At 75.1% G+C, this 17,846-nt stretch carries 16 protein-coding genes; 8 read left to right on the top strand and 8 right to left on the bottom strand.

Features of this window, described 5'->3' with window-relative positions; all coding sequences use genetic code 11:
• Positions 1-60 precede the first annotated feature (60 nt).
• From ACI79X_RS19710 to ACI79X_RS19685, 6 genes are all read left to right on the top strand, one after another.
• A complete protein-coding gene (locus tag ACI79X_RS19710) occupies positions 61-1,746 on the top strand; it encodes a hypothetical protein (protein ID WP_457027116.1) in 1,686 nt (561 codons plus the stop codon).
• A 66-nt stretch (positions 1,747-1,812) separates the two neighbouring features.
• Complete coding sequence (trxB, locus tag ACI79X_RS19705; RefSeq protein ID WP_457027115.1) at positions 1,813-2,823, top strand: thioredoxin-disulfide reductase; 1,011 nt, start codon at positions 1,813-1,815, stop codon at positions 2,821-2,823.
• A gap of 84 nt (positions 2,824-2,907) precedes the next feature.
• Entirely contained in the window at positions 2,908-3,234 is a 327-nt protein-coding gene (gene trxA, locus ACI79X_RS19700) for a thioredoxin (RefSeq protein ID WP_457027114.1), read from the top strand.
• Between the two features lie 182 nt (positions 3,235-3,416).
• A complete protein-coding gene (locus ACI79X_RS19695) occupies positions 3,417-4,562 on the top strand; it encodes an N-acetylmuramoyl-L-alanine amidase (protein WP_457027113.1) in 1,146 nt (381 codons plus the stop codon).
• 418 nt (positions 4,563-4,980) lie between these two features.
• Entirely contained in the window at positions 4,981-6,255 is a 1,275-nt protein-coding gene (locus ACI79X_RS19690; RefSeq protein ID WP_457027112.1) for an aminotransferase-like domain-containing protein, read from the top strand.
• A gap of 4 nt (positions 6,256-6,259) precedes the next feature.
• Complete coding sequence (locus tag ACI79X_RS19685; protein ID WP_457027111.1) at positions 6,260-7,258, top strand: D-alanine--D-alanine ligase family protein; 999 nt, start codon at positions 6,260-6,262, stop codon at positions 7,256-7,258.
• A 55-nt stretch (positions 7,259-7,313) separates the two neighbouring features.
• Here ACI79X_RS19685 and ACI79X_RS19680 read toward each other — a convergent pair whose 3' ends face one another.
• The 8 genes from ACI79X_RS19680 to rpmH form a co-directional block, all read right to left on the bottom strand.
• Positions 7,314-8,366: a ParB/RepB/Spo0J family partition protein gene (locus ACI79X_RS19680; RefSeq protein ID WP_457027110.1), complete on the bottom strand. Its 1,053-nt coding sequence runs from the start codon at positions 8,364-8,366 to the stop codon at positions 7,314-7,316.
• Positions 8,363-9,484 (bottom strand): ParA family protein, encoded by a 1,122-nt coding sequence (locus ACI79X_RS19675; RefSeq protein ID WP_457027109.1) that lies wholly within the window; start codon positions 9,482-9,484, stop codon positions 8,363-8,365. The genes ACI79X_RS19680 and ACI79X_RS19675 overlap by 4 nt, the downstream gene beginning before the upstream one ends.
• Positions 9,485-9,571: 87 nt before the next feature.
• Positions 9,572-10,243 carry a 16S rRNA (guanine(527)-N(7))-methyltransferase RsmG gene (gene rsmG, locus ACI79X_RS19670; RefSeq protein ID WP_457027108.1) on the bottom strand — a complete coding sequence of 224 codons (672 nt, stop codon included), beginning with the start codon at positions 10,241-10,243 and terminating at the stop codon, positions 9,572-9,574.
• Positions 10,240-10,875, bottom strand: coding sequence for a Jag family protein (locus tag ACI79X_RS19665; protein WP_457027107.1), 636 nt, complete (start codon positions 10,873-10,875; stop codon positions 10,240-10,242). Before ACI79X_RS19665 ends, rsmG begins: the two co-directional genes overlap by 4 nt.
• 115 nt (positions 10,876-10,990) lie before the next feature.
• Entirely contained in the window at positions 10,991-12,163 is a 1,173-nt protein-coding gene (gene yidC / locus ACI79X_RS19660; RefSeq protein WP_457027106.1) for a membrane protein insertase YidC, read from the bottom strand.
• Positions 12,156-12,578: a membrane protein insertion efficiency factor YidD gene (gene yidD / locus ACI79X_RS19655; protein WP_457027105.1), complete on the bottom strand. Its 423-nt coding sequence runs from the start codon at positions 12,576-12,578 to the stop codon at positions 12,156-12,158. The genes yidC and yidD overlap by 8 nt, the downstream gene beginning before the upstream one ends.
• The gene (gene rnpA, locus ACI79X_RS19650) at positions 12,575-12,979 is read right to left on the bottom strand and encodes a ribonuclease P protein component (protein WP_457027104.1); all 405 of its coding nucleotides are present in this window, start codon (positions 12,977-12,979) and stop codon (positions 12,575-12,577) included. The genes yidD and rnpA overlap by 4 nt, the downstream gene beginning before the upstream one ends.
• A gap of 1 nt (position 12,980) precedes the next feature.
• Positions 12,981-13,118 carry a 50S ribosomal protein L34 gene (gene rpmH, locus ACI79X_RS19645; protein ID WP_040338882.1) on the bottom strand — a complete coding sequence of 46 codons (138 nt, stop codon included), beginning with the start codon at positions 13,116-13,118 and terminating at the stop codon, positions 12,981-12,983.
• A 683-nt stretch (positions 13,119-13,801) separates the two neighbouring features.
• Between rpmH and dnaA the strand changes: the two genes are divergently transcribed.
• A complete protein-coding gene (gene dnaA, locus ACI79X_RS19640) occupies positions 13,802-15,718 on the top strand; it encodes a chromosomal replication initiator protein DnaA (RefSeq protein WP_457027103.1) in 1,917 nt (638 codons plus the stop codon).
• 828 nt (positions 15,719-16,546) lie between these two features.
• Positions 16,547-17,731 carry a DNA polymerase III subunit beta gene (dnaN, locus tag ACI79X_RS19635; protein WP_457027102.1) on the top strand — a complete coding sequence of 395 codons (1,185 nt, stop codon included), beginning with the start codon at positions 16,547-16,549 and terminating at the stop codon, positions 17,729-17,731.
• Positions 17,732-17,846: the final 115 nt, after the last annotated feature.

Genomic DNA, 17,846 nt, shown 5'->3' with positions numbered 1-17,846 from the left:
GACACCGGTGCCGGGGCGGCGTGCCTCCGGCAGGGAGCAGACAGGGGGTCGGCAGCGTCCGTGACGTCGACGATCACCGGGCTCCCGGACCGCTACCGGCCGCTCGACGAGATCGGTCCCGAGGAGCGCACCGACAGCGGGGTCATCCACAGCTGGCGCGCCAAGGACCGGATCCTCAACCGCGACGTCGCCATCCGCGTGCACGTCCCCGGCGGCCCGCCCGCCCGGGCCTGGATCGCGCGGGCGCTGACCGCGGGCGGCCTGGCCACCCCCGCGCTGGCGATGGTCTACGACGCCTCGGAGGGCACCGGCGGCGAGGCCGGCGTCGCCTACGTCGTCAACGAGTGGATCGACGGCCAGACCCTCGCCGAGCGCCTCGAGTCCGGGCCGATGGACGAGCGCCAGGCCCGCACCGTGCTGCGCCGGCTGGCCGAGGGCGTCGCCGAGGCGCACCGGGTCGGCCTGGCCGTGGGCGGCCTCGGCCCCGAGACCGTCGTGCTGCGCCCCAACGGGCTGGTCGGCCTGCGCGCCGTGCCCGCCGCCGCCGGCAGCGTCCAGGAGGACATCGCCGCCCTCGGCGCGCTGCTCGAGTACTGCCTGACCGGCCGCACCGCCGACGGTCCCGGCCCCGCGCCGGTCATCGCCGCGCCCGACCTCGCCGCCCTGGTCCGCCGCGCCCGCTCCACCGAGCCGGGCGCGCGGCTGGCCAGCGCCGCCGCCATGGCCGCGCTGCTGGCCGAGCGGCCCCGCTCGCACGCCTCCGTCCCCGTGCGCGACCGCGACGAGAGCGACAGCGGCTGGCTGCGCCGGCTCCGCGAGCACCGCGAGGCCGAGCAGTCCGGCCCCCGGCCCGACGCCACCCAGGCGGTCACCCCGGTGGCCGACGGCGGGCCGCACCGGCTCACCCCCGGCGCGCTGCCGCCGGTGCCGTCCGCCGCGCCGCAGCGGGCCGAGCCGGCGGACGCCCCGCACCAGGACGCCCCGCACCAGGACGCCCCGTACCAGGACACCCCGCACGAGGACACCTGGCGCGACGACGTCTGGGACGACGACGACGTCCTGGCCGGCACCGACCACGACGACGAGGACGACGAGCCGCGCTCGAGCGTGTCCCGCCGCCTGCTGGTGATCGGCCTGCCGCTGGCCGCGCTGGTCGTCGTCGTCCTGCTGGCCCTGTGGGTCGGCAACAACGTGCTGTCGGTCTCCGACGAGGTCGACTCGGCCCCCGGGGCCACCGCTCCGGCTCCCGCAAGCAGCGCGCCCGCCGAGGACAGCGCCGCCCCCTCCTCCGCGGCGGCGGGCCCGGTCGCCCTCGCCGGCGGCGCGGTGTTCGACCCCTTCGGCGACGGCGAGCCCGAGAACGACGACGAGGTCCCCGCGTCCTTCGACGGCGACCCGGCCACCACCTGGTCGACGCTGAGCTACCGCGGCTCGGCCGACTTCGGCAACCTCAAGCCCGGCGTCGGCATCGTCTACGACCTCGGCTCGGCGCAGGCCGTGGGCGGCGTGACGCTCACGACCACCACGCCGGGTATCGCCGTCGAGGTGCGCACCGGCGACGCCCCCGACGGAGAGCTCGACTCCTTCGCCGTCGCGGCCGCCGGCACCGTCGACGGCACCGCCGAGCTGGCCTTCGAGGAGCCGGTGACCACGCGGTACGTGCTGGTCTGGGTGACCGGCCTGGTGCCGGCCGAGGACGGCTTCGCGGGCACGCTCGCCGAGGTGGGCGTCACCCCCGCCACCTGACCGCCACGCGGCCCTCACCGGCCCGGACGCGGGAATCCCGCCCTACGATGCCGCGTTGTGCCGCACGTGACCGATCCCCAGCCCACCCCCGGCCCCGCCACGACGACCGAGATCACCTCTCCGGTCATCCCGCCGGCCGAGCACGACGGTGTCCGTGACCTGATCATCATCGGGTCGGGCCCCGCCGGGTACACCGCGGCGATCTACGCCGCGCGGGCCAACCTGCACCCGCTGGTCTTCGAGGGCTCCCAGTTCGGCGGCGCCCTCATGACGACCACCGAGGTCGAGAACTTCCCCGGCTTCGCCGAGGGCATCCAGGGCCCGCAGCTGATGGACGACATGCGCACCCAGGCCGAGCGCTTCGGCGCCGAGCTCGTCGCCCGTGACGTCACCGAGGTCGACCTGACCGCGACGCCGAAGGTCGTCAAGGTCGGCGACGAGGTGCACCGGGCGCACGCGGTCATCGTCGCCACCGGCTCCAAGTACCGGTACCTGGGCCTGGACAACGAGCAGCGGCTGCTCGGCCGCGGCGTGTCGGCCTGCGCCACCTGCGACGGGTTCTTCTTCCGCGACCAGGACATCGTGGTCGTCGGCGGCGGCGACTCGGCGATGGAGGAGGCCACCTTCCTCACCCGCTTCGCCAAGAGCGTGACCGTCGTGCACCGCCGCGAGGAGCTGCGCGCCTCGAAGATCATGCAGAAGCGCGCGCAGGACAACGAGAAGATCCGCTGGGCGCTCGGCAAGCAGGTCACCGACGTCCTCGGCGACCAGACCGTCTCCGCCGTCCAGCTCACCGACGTCGCCAGCGGCAGCACCGAGGAGCTCCCGGTGTCGGGCCTGTTCGTGGCCATCGGCCACGACCCGCGCAGCGAGCTGTTCGCCGGCCAGCTCAAGCTCGACGACGAGGGCTACGTGCAGGTGGAGCACCCCACCACCCGCACCAACATCGACGGCGTCTTCGCGTGCGGCGACGTGGTCGACCACGTCTACCGGCAGGCCATCACCTCGGCCGGCACCGGCGCGGCGGCGGCCATCGACGCCGAGCGCTGGCTGGCCGAGACCTTCGACGAGCGCTGACCCGGCGCGGGCATACCGCACCCCCTCCGCGGGTTATCCCCCCGGAGGCCCACCGGACCTCGACCGACCAGAGGGAGAACGACCATGGCAGGCAACACCGTGACGGTGACCGACGCGAGCTTCGCGAACGACGTGCTGGGCAGCGACAAGCCCGTGCTCGTCGACTTCTGGGCGGAGTGGTGCGGGCCGTGCAAGATGGTCGCCCCGGTGCTGGAGGAGATCGCCCGCGAGCACGGCGAGAAGCTGACCATCGCCAAGCTCAACATCGACGAGAACCCCCAGATCGCCCGCGACTACCAGGTGATGTCGATCCCGACGATGACCGTCTTCCAGGGCGGCAAGCCGGTGAAGAGCATCATCGGCGCCAAGCCCAAGGGCGCCATCCTCTCGGACCTCGCCGACTACATCTGACGAAGGACCTCCCTGCCCCCCACCGCTCGCACGCTCGCGGCGGGACCCTGCAGGGAGGCCGTTCCAGACGGTGCCCAGGGCCCCGCTCGTCCAGCCGGACGGGCGGGGCCCTCGTCGTCCGCGGCAGGGGGGTGACCCCCGGCGGGCCGGATGGTGTCGCGCACGGGACAATCGAGGGCACGATGGGTAGCGAGAGCAGCATGGAGCCGCTGGGTCCGGGCAGTTCCGGACCGGCGGTGGCCGACGTCCGGGCGGCGCTGCGCAGCCTCGGGCTGCTGGAGGTCGACGCCGCCGCCGGCGAGAGCGCCGGCGAGGACTACGACCGGGCCACCGAGCTCGCCGTCCGGCACTTCCAGCAGGTGCGCGGGCTCTCGGTCGACGGTCGCGTGGGCGAGGAGACGTACCGGGCGCTGTCGGAGGCGCGCTGGTCGCTGGGCGACCGGCTGCTGCACCACGACCCCGAGCGCCCGATGCGCGGCGACGACGTCACCAACCTGCAGGAGCGTCTCCTCGAGCTCGGGTACGACGCCGGCCGCGCCGACGGCATCTTCGGCGGCGAGACCGAGACCGGGCTGCGCGCCTTCCAGCGCGACTACGGCCTCACCGCCGACGGCACCTGCGGCCCCGGCACGCTGCGCGCGCTGCGCCAGCTCGGCCGGAAGGTCACCGGCGGCCGCCCGCAGCTGCTGCGGCAGAGCGCCAGCTTCGTCGACAGCGGCCCGCACCTCATCGGCCGGCGGATCGTCGTCGACCCGGGCCACGGTGGCGCCGACACCGGCTTCACCGCCGGGGAGACCACCGAGGCCGACCTGGTGCTCGACCTCGCCAGCCGCATCGAGGGGCGCCTGGCCGCCGCCGGCGCCACCGTCTACCTCACCCGCGGCCGCGACCAGAACCCGACCGCGGAGCAGCGGACGGCGTTCGCCAACGACGCGCGCGCCGACCTGTTCATCTCCCTGCACCTGGACGCCCACGGCTCCGAGCACGCCCGCGGGGTGGCCAGCTACTACTACGGCACCGGCTCCGGCACGTCGTCGACGGTGGGGGAGCGGTTCGCCGACCTCGCCCGCCGCGAGGTGGTCGCCCGCACCGGCATGCTCGACCTCGGCGGACACCCCAAGACCTGGGACCTGCTGCGGTGGACCCGCATGCCCGCCGTCCGCCTCGACTGCGGCTACCTGTCCCACCCGGTGGACCGGCTGCTGCTGCTCGACGCGCGGCTGCGCGGCACCGTCGCCTCCGCGGTGCTCGCCGCCGTCCAGCGGCTCTTCCTGCCGGCCGAGGCCGACCCGCCCACCGGCACCTTCGTGCTGCCCCAGAAGGTGTGACGACCACGTCGTCGGCCCACCGGCCGACACCGCGGCCAGGAGCCCGGGAGGACCCCGGTGCCTCGCACGCTCGGCGCGGGCCCCTGCACCGAGGCCGATCGACGCGCTGAGCCCTGCCGTGCCGTCCCGGCCGGGAGCACCCGGCCGCCGCGGTCGGTCCGGCATCCCGCGCGGGGCGGCTCACCGGTGTGACCCCTGTGACGGGTGTAGCCCCAGGTGTGACGGGTCCGTCTCAGCCGCCGTGTCGGGGAGGCCGGGCCGCGCCCGTCCCTACACTCGGTCCGTGGCCTCCCTCCCGCCGTCGCACGGCCAGCCGCACCGCACGCCGCCGCAGCACGGGCGCCCGCACAGCCCCGCTGTGCCCCGTCACCCGCGGCTGGACCCCCTCGCCGACCGGTACGCAGCCCGTACCCACGGCATGAAGACCTCGGAGATCCGCGCGCTGTTCTCCGTCGTCAGCCGGCCCGAGGTGGTCTCGCTGGCCGGCGGGATGCCCGCGGTCACCGCACTCCCGCTCGACGCCGTCGGCTCCATGATCGGCGAGCTGGTCAGCGGCATGGGCGCGCAGACCCTCCAGTACGGCTCCGGCCAGGGCGACCCCCGGCTGCGCGAGCGCATCTGCGACGTCATGGCGCTCGAGGGCATCACCGACGCCTCCCCCAGCGAGGTCGTGGTGACCGTCGGCTCCCAGCAGGGCCTCGACCTCGTCACCCGCGTCTTCTGCGACCCCGGCGACGTCATCCTCGCCGAGGGCCCCTCCTACGTGGGCGCGCTCGGCGTCTTCCAGGCCGCCGAGGCCCGCGTCCGGCACGTGCCCATGGACGACGACGGGCTCATCCCCGAGGCGCTGGAGCAGGCGCTGATCGAGTGCCGCGCCAACGGCGACCGGGTCAAGTTCCTCTACACGGTGCCGAACTACCACAACCCGGGCGGCGTCACGCTGTCCGAGCCGCGGCGCCAGGCGATCGTCGACATCGCCGACCGCTACGACCTGCTGGTCATCGAGGACAACCCGTACGGCCTGCTCGGCTTCGACCGGGAGCCGATGCGCGCGCTGCGGGCCCGCGACGCCCAGCGGGTCATCTACCTCGGCTCGTTCTCCAAGACCTTCTCCCCGGGCCTGCGCGTGGGCTGGGTGCTCGCGCCGCTCGCCGTCCGCGAGAAGCTCGTGCTGGCCACCGAGGCGCAGGTGCTCTGCCCGCCGTCGCTGACCCAGTACGCCGTCGCGCGCTACCTGGACACCCAGCCGTGGCGCGAGCAGATCAAGCTGTTCACCGAGCTCTACCGCGAGCGGCGGGACGCCACCCTGGAGTCCCTCGACGCGCTCATGCCGGCCGGCACCACCTGGACCCGCCCCGACGGCGGCTTCTACGTGTGGCTGAAGCTCCCGAACGGCCTGGACAGCAAGCTCATGCAGCCGCGCGCGGTGAACGCGCACGTCGCCTACGTGCCCGGCATCGGCTTCTACGCCGACGGCTCGGGCCGCGAGTACATGCGGCTGTCCTACTGCTACCCCGAGCCCGACCAGATCCGGGAGGGCGTGCGCCGCCTGGCCCGGGTCATCGAGGCCGAGCTGGACCTGCACTCGACCTTCGACGCCGTCGACACCGGCACCTTCCGCGCGGTCGGGCGTCCCACGTCCACCGCGGAGACCATCGTCGGCCCCGCCAACAGCGACCGGATCGAGGACTGAGCCCGTGACCGAGCCCGCCCCGTCCCCCGTGGCCGAGCGCCCGGCCGAGGAGACGCCCCTGCGCGCCGTCGTCCTGGCCGGCGGCCTCACCTTCGAGCGCGAGGTCAGCCTGTCCTCGGGCACCCAGGTGGTCGAGGAGCTCGCCCGCGTCGGGGTCGACGCCGAGCTGCGCGACGCCGACGCCGAGCTGCTGCCGGGCCTCGCCGCGGCGCCCGCCGACGCGGTCTTCGTCGCCCTGCACGGCGCCACCGGCGAGGACGGCGCCCTCCGCGCGGTCCTCGACCTGGCCGGCGTCCCCTACGTCGGCTCCCCGGCCGCGGCCTGCCGCCTTGCGTGGGACAAGCCGGCCGCCAAGTCGGTGGTCCGCACCGCCGGCGTCACGACGCCGGACTGGGTGGCCCTGCCGCACTCCACGTTCCGCGAGCTGGGCGCCGGCGCCGTGCTCGACCTGATCGTCGCCCGGCTCGGGCTGCCGCTGATGGTCAAGCCCGCCTCCGGGGGATCCGCCCTCGGCGCCCAGAAGGTCTCCCGGGTGGAGGACCTGCCCGCGGCCATGGTGAGCTGCTTCGCCTACGGCGACACGGTGCTCGTCGAGCGCTTCGTCGACGGCGTCGAGGTGGCGCTGTCGGTCGTCGACCTGGGGGAGGGGCCCGAGGCCCTGCCCGCGGTGGAGATCGCGCCGGAGTCGGGCGTCTTCGACTACACCGCCCGCTACACGCCCGGCCTCACCGAGTACCACGCGCCGGCCCGGCTGGCCGACGACGTCGCGGCCCGCGCGGCGGAGCTCGCCGTCCGGGTGCACGAGGCGCTGGGCCTGGCCGACCTGTCGCGCACCGACGCGATCGTCTCGCCCGACGGCGAGGTGCACTTCCTCGAGGTGAACGTCTCCCCGGGACTGACCGAGACGTCGATGTTCCCGATGGCCGTCGAGGCCGCCGGGCACGACCTCGGCGAGGTCCTGGCCCGGCTGCTCACCCGCCGGGCCCGCACCCAGCGCCCCTGAGTCCCGCTCGACAGCGCCCGGGTTCCGTCCGTGACGGAACCCGGGCGCTGTCGTCTCAGGAGTCCTCGGCGTCCTCGCGGCGGCCGGTGATGTCCGGCGCCATCTGGCCGATGATGCGCTGCAGGTCGTCGACCGAGCCGAACTCGACGACGATGCGCCCCTTCGCCCGGCCGATCTGGATCTTCACCTTGGTCTCGAAGACGTCGGAGAGCCGACCGGCCAGGTCCTCGACGCCGGGCGCGCTGATCCGGCGGGCGCGGCGGCGCGAGGCCGGCTGCTCCGCCGCGGCGAGCGCCACGGCCTCCTCGGTCGCCCGCACCGACAGGCCCTCGGCGACGATCCGGGCAGCGAGCGCCTCCTGCGCCTCGGCGTCGCCCAGCCCGAGCAGCGCCCGCGCGTGCCCGGCCGAGATGACGCCGGCGGCCACCCGGGTCTGCACCTTCACCGGCAGCTTGAGCAGCCGGATGGTGTTGGTGACCTGCGAGCGGCTGCGGCCGATGCGCTGGGCAAGCTCCTCGTGGGTGGCGCCGAACTCCTCCAGCAGCTGCTGGTAGGCCGCGGCCTCCTCCAGCGGGTTGAGCTGGACCCGGTGGATGTTCTCCAGCAGGGCGTCGCGCAGCAGCGCGTCGTCCTCGGTGTCGCGGACGATCGCCGGCACGGTGTCCAGCTCGGCGGCGCGGGCGGCACGGAGCCGCCGCTCGCCCATGATCAGCTCGTAGCCGCCCTCGACCCGCTCGCGGACGACGATCGGCTGCAGCAGGCCGAACTCGCGGACCGAGTGGGTGAGCTCCTCCAGCGCCTCGTCGTCGAAGACCTGGCGGGGCTGGCGGGGGTTGGGGACCACGTCGGTGACGGCCACCTCGCGCAGCTGCGCTCCGGGGACGCCGACGGCGGCCTCGGCCTGGGCGGCCACGGTCGCCGCGGCCTGCGCCGCCGGGGGGAGGAGGGTGACCGGGGAAGCCGCGGTCGTCCCACCCGTCTCCGGCGTCCCGCCCGCCTCGGGGGTGGGCGCCGTCTCGGTCTGGGGCAGCGTCGGCTGCTCGACCGGGGGAGCGCTGGTGGGGATGAGCGCCGCCAGGCCCCGGCCGAGGCCGCCACGCTTGCTCATCGGGTCTCCTCGGAGGTGGGAACGGGCAGGACGCCGGCGTCGGACTCGGGGAAGGCGCGCTGCAGCGGACCGGACGGCGGGCCGGAGGACGGCCGGATGGCCGGCATCGGCGCGGTGGCCGGCGCGGGCGGGGGAGGCGGCGGGCCCATCGGCCGGGGGTCGCGCTCCGGCTGCAGGTGCACGCCGCGCTCGGCGAGCTCGCGGGCGGCCTCGACGTAGCTGGTCGACCCGCGCGAGCCCGGGTCGTAGGTGAGCACCGACTGGCCGTACCCCGGCGCCTCCGAGACCCGGACGTTGCGCGGGATCACCGTCGTCAGCACCAGGTCGCCGAAGTGGCTGCGGACCTCCTCGGCCACCTGGTCGGCGAGCTTGGTCCGGGCGTCGTACATCGTCAGCAGGATGGTGCGGACGGCGATCCCCGGGTTGAGGTGCGCCCGCACCAGCTCGATGTTGTTGAGCAGCTGGCCGAGGCCCTCCAGCGCGTAGTACTCGCACTGGATGGGGATGAGCACCTCGTCGCCGGCCACGAGCGCGTTGAGCGTCAGCAGGCCCAGCGACGGCGGGCAGTCGATGAGGACGTAGTGCGGCCGCTGGTCCTCCGGCAGCCCCTGGATGTAGCCCTCGATGGCCCGGCGCAGGCGGTACTCGCGGGCGACGACGGAGACGAGCTCGATCTCGGCGCCGGCCAGGTCGATCGTGGCCGGGACGCAGCGCAGCAGCGGGCTCGCCGTCGTGGGGTGCACGACGTCGGCCAGCGAGCTGTCGCCGACGAGGGCGTCGTAGATCGACGGCGTCCCGACGGTGTGCTCGACGCCGAGGGCCGTGCTCGTGTTGCCCTGGGGGTCGAGGTCGATGACCAGCGCCCGCAGGCCGAACAGCGCCAGCGCGACGCCGAGGTTGACCGTCGAGGTGGTCTTGCCGACGCCGCCCTTCTGGTTGGCGACGGTGATGACCCGGATGCGGCCCGGCGGCGGGAACGGCTCCTGGTCGGCGGCGTGCAGCACGCGGGTGGCCCGCATCGCCTCCATGGCGATCGGGCTGTCGAACTCCGCGCCGCCGGAACCGGCCGACGAGTCGGCCGCGAGGCTGCTCCGCAGCCGCTGGCCAGGGTCGGTCATCGGGGGTCCTCCCTGCCGTCCCGTTTCACGTGGAACGGGTACGGGTAGCTCTGCGCGTTCCACGTGGAACGCGGTGTAGCCGAGCGGTCACCGGGTGCCGCGCGTCATGACCACCACGGTAGTGGCAGCGTCCCCGAGCCCGGCACCGACAGCCCGTGCGTGGACGTCGCGCATCCCGGCGGCGGTCAGCTGCGGGAGCATCGCCGGCAGCTCCTCGACCGCACGGGCCCCGACCAGGGCCACCAGTCGCGCGCCGGGGCGCAGCAGGCCGCGGCACCAGCCGACCAGCCGCGGGAGCGCGGCGACCGCCCGCGCGGTGACGACGTCGACCGGCCCCACGGCGGTGACCACCGAGCGCTCCTCGGCCCGGCCGCGGACCACCCGCCAGCCGGTCCCGAGCTCGGAGACGACCTCCTCGAGGAACTCCACCCGCCGCGCCATCGGCTCGACGAGGGCGAGCGAGAGGTCCGGCCGGGCCAGCGCCAGCGGGATGCCGGGCAGGCCGGCGCCGCTGCCGACGTCGACCACCCGGGCGCCGTCCGGGACGGCCTCGGCCACCGCGGCGCTGTTGAGGACGTGCCGCTCCCACAGCCGCGGCACCTCCCGCGGCCCGATCAGGCCGCGGGTGACGCCGTCGGAGGCCAGCCGGGCGACGTAGCGCTCGGCGTCGGGCAGGGCGGCGCCGAAGACCTCGCGCGCGACGGGCGGGGCCGGTGGGGCGGACGGGGCGCCGGCCGGCGGCTCGGACGGGCCGCTCACCGCTCCGGCAGGACCACGACGCGGCGGGCGGGCTCCTCGCCCTCCGACTCGCTGCGCACCCCGGCCACGCCGGCGATGACGTCGTGGACGACCTTGCGCTCGAACGGGTTCATCGGTGCCAGCCGCTCGGCCCTGCCGCTGCCGGCCACCCGCGCGGCCGCGTCCGCGGCCATCGAGGTCAGGTCGGCGCGGCGCCGCGCACGGTAGCCGCCGACGTCGAGCATGAGCCGGCTGCGGACGCCGGTGGCCTGGGCGACGGCCAGGCGGGTGAGCTCCTGCAGCGCCTCGAGCACCGCGCCGTCGGAGCCGACGAGGTCGTCGAGCTCGCCGCCGACGATGGCCACCGAGGCCCGGTCGCCCTCCACGTCGAGGTCGATGTCGCCGTCGACGTCGAGGATGTCGAGCAGCCGCTCGAGGTAGTCGCCGGCCACGTCGCCCTCGCGGACGAGCAGGTCGGTGCCGCGGGACACGGTGGTCTCGCCGGCCGGCTCGAGCGCGGCGTCGGCGCCGGTGTCGTCGGTGTCGGGGAGCTCGACGTCGGAGACCGGGCCGGTGGCCGGGCTCAGGACGGCGCCGGCGGTGACCTCGGCGGTCGCGGCGGTGTCGCCGGCGGGCTGGTGCGGAACGCTCACGGAGGGACCTCCAGTCGGTGCGGGCAGCCGGGCGTACCCGGGGGTCAGGAGCCGGCCGGCGCCGTCGCGGAGGACGGCGGCACGGGGCCGGCGGGTGCGTCCGCGGACGCAGCGGTCAGCGGCGCTTCTTCTTCCCGCCGGTGCCGGCCGCGCGGCCGTGCGGGCGGTTGGCGGGGCGGCCGGCCTTGCCGGGGCCGTTGGCGGACCCGCCGGCGCCGTTGGCCGACCTCCCCGAGGCGGTCGCGCCGCCGGAGCCGGTCGCCGGCGGGGTGCCGTCGGCGGGCGTCCCGTCCGCCGTCGGGCCTGAGCCGTCCGTCGCGGGCGTCCCGTTGACCGGGGTGCCGTTCGCGGGACCGGCGCCGTCGGTGCCGTCCTTGGTCAGCGCGACGCCGGGCGCCGCGGGGCGGCCGCCCCGGCCGGGGCGGACCGGCTTGGCGCCGGGCTTGGGGGCCAGCGCCTTCGGGTCGATCGCCGGCTTGTCGGTGGCGGCCTTGGCGAGCGCGGCGGGGGAGCCGGGCGGGGGCATCTTGCGGAGGATGAAGAACTGCTGGCCCAGCGTCCACAGGTTGTTGGTCATCCAGTACAGCAGGACGCCGATCGGGAAGAAGAAGCCCGTGACGAAGAGGCTGATCGGCATGCCGTAGAGCAGCAGCTTCTGCACCATCGCGGCCTGGCCGTCGACCGGGCCGGAGCGCGCCATGATCTGCTTCTGCGTGACGTACGTGGTCACGCACATGACCACCATGAGGATCAGCGCGACGGTGCGGATGCCGCCCTGGGTCACGCCCGGCAGGGCGAGGATGTCGGTGGCCTTCTGCCCCGTCATGTTGAACGACGAGGAGATCGGGGCGCCGAACAGCTCGGCCCGCGCCGCCTGGTCGGTGAGCTCGTCGGACCAGCTGTAGAGACCGTCGGCGCCCGGCCGCAGCCGGCGCAGGACGTGGAACAGCGACAGGAAGACCGGGATCTGCGGCAGGATCGGCAGACAGCCGGCCAGCGGGTTGACCCCGCGCTCCTTCTGCAGCGCCATCATCGCCTGGCTGAAGCCCTGGCGGTCGGCGCCGTACTGCTTGCGCAGCTTCTGGATCTCCGGCTGGATCTCCTGCATCGCCCGCTGGCTCTTGACCTGCTTGACGAACAGCGGGAACAGGATCAGCCGCACGGTGACGACGAGGAACACGATCGACAGCGCCCAGGTGATGCCGGCGGCCGGGTCGAGGAACGTCGAGAACACCGAGTGCCACGTCTTCATGACGAAGGCGATCGCGGTGTACAGCCAGTCAAGCAACGCCAGCCTCCTGCTGCGGGGTCCGGCGGTCAGCCGGCGGGGTGTCGGGGGCGGGGCGACGGGCGCCGTCGGCGGCGGGCGCCGCGGGAGGTCCCGCGGGCGTCGCTGTCATCGACGTGCGGCCGTCGCCGCCGGTTCCGGTGGTCGCCTCCCCGGCGTGCGGCGCCGGGACCGGGTCGAACCCACCGGGGTGCCAGGGGGCGCACTTCAGCAGCCGCCGGAGCGCCAGCCACGACCCGCGGGCGGGGCCGTGGACGGCGACCGCCTCGGCGGCGTAGGCGCTGCAGGTCGGCGCGAAGCGGCACCGCGGCGGCAGGGCCGGGCTGATCGCCCGGGAGTAGAAGCCGATCGCCGCCAGCAGGGCGCGGGCGACCGGGCCGCGGCGACCGGATCCGGCGGTGCCTCCGCCGGTCACGACGACCGCGTCCGCTCGCGCAGCAGCCGGTCGAGGCCCGCGGCCAGGTCGCGGCGCAGGACCGCCGACGGGGCCGTCCCGGCCTCGGGCCGGGCGCGGACGACGAGGTCGGCGGTGTCGGGCAGGCGCGGCAGCTCCTCGCGGACGGCAGCGCGAAGCCGCCGGGTCACGCGGTGGCGGACCACGGAGTTGCCGACCGCCTTGCCGACGACGAAGCCGGCCCGGGGGCCGGCCGGTGCGCCGGTCCCGTCCCCGGACACGTCAGGACCCCCGGCCGCGCTGGCCGGGGGTCGGACGGGGAGGTAGTGGAGCACCATGGTCGGCCGACCGGCCCGCCGGCCAGACCGGACGACCGCGGTGAACTCCGGACGCCGGCGCAGGCGGGCCTGCGCGGGCAGCACCTCAGGCGGAGAGCTTCTCGCGACCCTTGCGGCGGCGGCCGGCGAGGATCGCGCGGCCCGCACGGGTGCGCATCCGCAGCCGGAAGCCGTGGGTCTTGGACCGGCGGCGGTTGTTCGGCTGGAAGGTGCGCTTGCTCACGGGGAACTCCTACGGCAGGACGTCGGTGGTGCGGACCCGCCGGTGGGCAGGCACGCTGCGGGGTACGGGGCGGGACGGCACTGGCCGCTCCGCGCGACCCCGGAGGCTGGTCTCCGGGCACCCCGACGGGTACACGGACTCCGCCCATCATAACCAGGGCGCCCGCGGGGACGGCCAGGACCGGCGACGGCCCCTCCCGGCGGGCGACCGGGACGGGGACGGGGCGCGGACCCGGCCCGGCGTGACCCGTCAGGCTCCACTGCCGGGGCGGACTGTTGGTGGCGGCGCGCCGACCGGCGGGGGACGACACGCCGAACGACACGCACACCGCGGGCCCCAGGGGCACCGGGACGTCGTTGCCGGGCTGTGGACGGGGCTGTTAGCGTCGCCGTCGCTCCGGTCCGGGTGACCTGCCCGGCACGGGGGCCGACCACCCGGTCGACCTGACCGCCGTCCGCCTCGAGCCGTATCACGACCTCCCTCCCGATCAGCGACGACGCCGGGACCGACCCGCCAGCGGCGAGTCGACAAGGCGCCGTGTCGCCGGTCGTGCACAGCCTGTGGACACTCGTGTGGATCCCGTGTGTCCGGACGTCCACACCCGGGCGCCGCGGCACCGGGGACCCGGGACGCGCGGGACGGTCGGACCACGGGGACAGCACCAGCTTGGGGAGGACACGGTCATGGCCGATGCCACGGAGGACCTGGCGGAGGTCTGGGACTCGGTCCGCGAGCGGCTGGCCACGAGCCTGACCCGCCAGCAGAACGCGATGCTCAACCTGACCCGGCCGGTGGGCCTGGTCGGGGGCACCGCGGTGCTGGCCGCCCCCAACGAGTTCACCCAGACCGTCCTCGAGTCGCGCATGCGCCGGGTGCTGGCCGAGGCGCTGTCCGAGCAGCTCGGCCGCGACATCGGCGTCGCCATCCAGCTGGAGGACAGCCCGGCCGGCGCCGCCGAGCCCGAGGCACCGACCCGCCGCCCGTGGTCGCCGCCCGTCGCGGAGCCCACCGACGAGGACCGCGAGCGGGCCGACGACGGCCGCAGCGCGTTCGGCGTCCGCAGCGACGCCCGCCCGCTCGGGCGCGCCCCCTACGACGACGCCCCCGGGTACGACGACCGCCCCGCCTTCGACGACCGCCCCGCCTTCGACGACCGGCCCGCCTTCGACGGCGCCCGGGCCGAGGCGCCGCGCGGCCGCGACGACGTCCGCTACGACGACGGCAGGTACCCCGACGACCGCCGGTCCGAGGACCGCCGTACCGACGACAGGTACGCCGACGCCGCCCGCTACGAGGCGACGCGGCCCGTCGAGGCCCGCCCGGGCACCGAGCCGGCCGCCGACGGCGCGGGGGAGTGGGGCGGCACCGACTGGAGCCCCGCGGTGCGCGGCCGCGGCCGCCGGCGCGGCGTCCGGCCGGGGGAGGGCGCCGAGGTGCTGCCCTTCGACCTCGGGGACGACGCCCCGCCCGCCGAGGAGCCCGAGGGCCGGCGCGACCGGGGCCCCGCGCGGGCCGGGAGCGCCGCCGTGCCGCTGTTCGGCGACCGCCGCCCGCCCGTGGGTCTGGACCCGGGCCTGAACCCCAAGTACGTCTTCGACAGTTTCGTCATCGGCAACAGCAACCGGTTCGCCCACGCCGCGGCGGTCGCCGTCGCCGAGGCCCCGGCGCGCGCCTACAACCCGCTGTTCGTCTACGGCGACTCCGGGCTGGGGAAGACGCACCTGCTGCACGCGATCGGGCACTACGCGGCGCGCATGTTCCCCAACGTGCGGGTGCGCTACGTGAGCACCGAGGAGTTCACCAACGAGTTCATCAACCTGGTGCACTCCGGCCGGGCCGAGGACTTCCGCCGTCGCTACCGCGACATCGACTTCCTGCTCATCGACGACATCCAGTTCCTGGAGCGCGCCGAGCGGACGCAGGAGGAGTTCTTCCACACCTTCAACACGTTGCACAACGCGAGCAAGCAGATCGTCATCACCTCCGACCGGGCGCCGAAGAAGCTGACGACGCTCGAGGACCGGCTGCGCACCCGCTTCGAGTGGGGCCTCATCACCGACGTCCAGGCGCCCGACCTCGAGACCCGCATCGCGATCCTGCGCAAGAAGGCCTACGGGGAGCGCCTGCAGGTGCCCGACCCGGTGCTGGAGTTCATCGCCAGCAAGGTGCAGACCAACATCCGCGAGCTCGAGGGCGCGCTGATCCGGGTCACCGCCTTCGCCAGCCTCAACAAGCAGCAGGTGGACCTGCCGCTGGCCGAGCTGGTGCTCAAGGACCTCATCAGCGACGAGCAGGGCCCGCAGATCACCGCGGCGATCATCATGGCGGCGACGGCGGAGTACTTCTCCGTGACGATGGAGGAGCTGCAGGGCTCCAACCGCAGCCGCACGCTGGTCAACGCCCGCCAGATCGCCATGTACCTGTGCCGGGAGCTCACCGAGCTCTCCCTGCCGCGGATCGGCGCGTCCTTCGGCGGCAAGGACCACACCACGGTCATGCACGCGGTCAAGAAGATCACCAACCTCATGAGCGAGCGCCGGGCCACCTACACCCAGGTCACCGAGCTCACCGCGCGCATCAAGAGCCGCGCCCGCCAGTAGCCCGTCCCCGGGACGGCCGGCGCCCGCCACCGCAGGGCCCCGGCCGTCCCGCCGGCACGTGTGGATCCCGCGCGGGATGTCCACAGCTGTGGGACGGTGACCGGGGCCCGCGAGGCCCCCGACGGCGCCCGTCGTCCCGCGGCTGACGAGCGGTGACCGGCCTCCCGGCTGTCGACATCGCGCCGAGTTGTCCCCAGGGATGTGCACACCCTGGGGAGATCGTGATGACGGCGTGACCCGCCCGCCGCGGACGGCCTGACACCGGGTGCCGTCCCCAGGGAACTCCCCAGTGTGTGTACGGAGCCCCTCCCTCCCGTCCCGACCTGCGGTTTCGCCCTGCCCGGGGGCCGCCGTCCCCACGTCCCGGCGCCCGCGGCGCGGTCGTCGCCGGCGGGCCTGGGCACGGACTGGGGACATCCCGGGGGTGTGACGGGGACAGGACGTGGATCCGCGGGGGGCGTTGTGCACGGCCGTCGAGATGTCCACGTGTCGACAACAACCGGACGCCGGTTCCCCACAGCGGGCCAACATGTCGACTCGGGCGCTGACCTGCGCGAAGGGCCTCGATCCCCAGCTTCCACACCGGTGATGACGGAGATGAGGGATAGAGATCGAGATTTCCTTGAACCCCAGTAGGGGTGGGGAAGGTCCGGCCCGGGGGCCTCCAGGAGCAGGGACGAGCGACGACGAGGGCACGACGGGACACCTGATCGGGTCCCGGGTTCCCCCGGCCGTGCACCGACGGGCACGATGAACCGAGCAGGACGGACAGCACCGCCCCGGTGAGCACGGACGCCGGGGAGGAGTGCGCAGAGACAGCAGTGGACCGTGCAGAGCTGGGGTGGGTCGGTCATGGAGTTCCGGGTGACACGCGAGGTGCTCGCCGATGCCGTCGCGTGGACGGCGCGCAGCCTCCCGCCACGGCCGTCGGTGCCCGTCCTCGCCGGCATCAAGCTCGAGGTCGACGGCAGCCAGCTGTCGGTGTCCGGCTTCGACTACGAGGTCTCCGCCCGCGCCGAGGTCGACGTGCAGGCCGCCGAGAGCGGTCAGGTGCTCGTCCCGGGCCGGCTGCTCGCCGAGATCACCCGCGCCCTGCCGCCGCAGCCGGTCGACATCCGCGCCGACGGGCCGCGCCTGGCCATCACCTGTGGCAACGCACGCTTCAGCCTGCCGACGCTGCCGGTCGAGGACTACCCGTCGCTGCCGTCGATGCCCTCGTCGGCCGGCGTGGTCGACAGCGACGTCTTCGCCGAGGCGGTCGGCCAGGTCGCCGTCGCCGCCGGCCGCGACGACACCCTGCCCATGCTCACCGGCGTCCGCCTGGAGATCGACGACGACCGGGTGACCCTGGCCGCCACCGACCGCTACCGGCTCGCGGTGCGCGAGTTCGCCTGGCGCCCGGACACCCCGGGCACCTCGGCGGCGGTGCTGGTCCCGGCGCGCACGCTCGCCGACGCCGCCCGCACGCTCACCAGCGGACCGGAGATCACCGTCTCGCTGTCCTCGGGTGGCTCCGGCGAGGGCATCCTGGGCCTGTCGGGCAAGGACCGGCAGACCACCACCCGGCTGCTCGACGCCGAGTTCGTCAAGTACCGCGCGATCATGCCCAGCGAGTCCGCGGCCAACGCCACACTGCCGGTCGCGCAGTTCACCGACGCCGCCAAGCGCGTGGCGCTGGTCGCCGAGCGGGGGACGCCGCTGCGCTGCGAGTTCACCCTCGGCCAGGTCACCCTGCGCGCCGGCGGCAGCGACGACGAGGGGCAGGCCGAGGAGCGCTGCGACGTCGAGTTCGACGGGGAGCCGCTGACGATCGGCTTCAACCCGACGTTCCTGCTCGACGGGCTCGCCGCGGTGCACACGAGCCGCGCGCGGATGGACTTCACCAGCCCGCTCAAGCCCGCGGTGCTCTCCGGCGTCGAGGAGCCGGCCACCGACGACGACGGCGGCGAGCGCCCGGCCGAGCGGCCCGGCAGCTACCGGTACCTGATCATGCCGGTGCGTCTGCCCGGCTGATCCGAGACCGCAGGACGGGGCCCGATCGGGCTCTCCACGGAGGTGTCCCGGGCCGTGCGCCCGGGCACCGCACCCGCGGGCACCCGCACCGGCGCGTGCGCCCGCATGACGACGA

The organism is Geodermatophilus sp. SYSU D01119 (assembly GCF_054049975.1).
The sequence above is the reverse complement of the archived record's forward strand: the minus strand, read 5'-3'. Positions and strand labels throughout refer to the sequence as shown.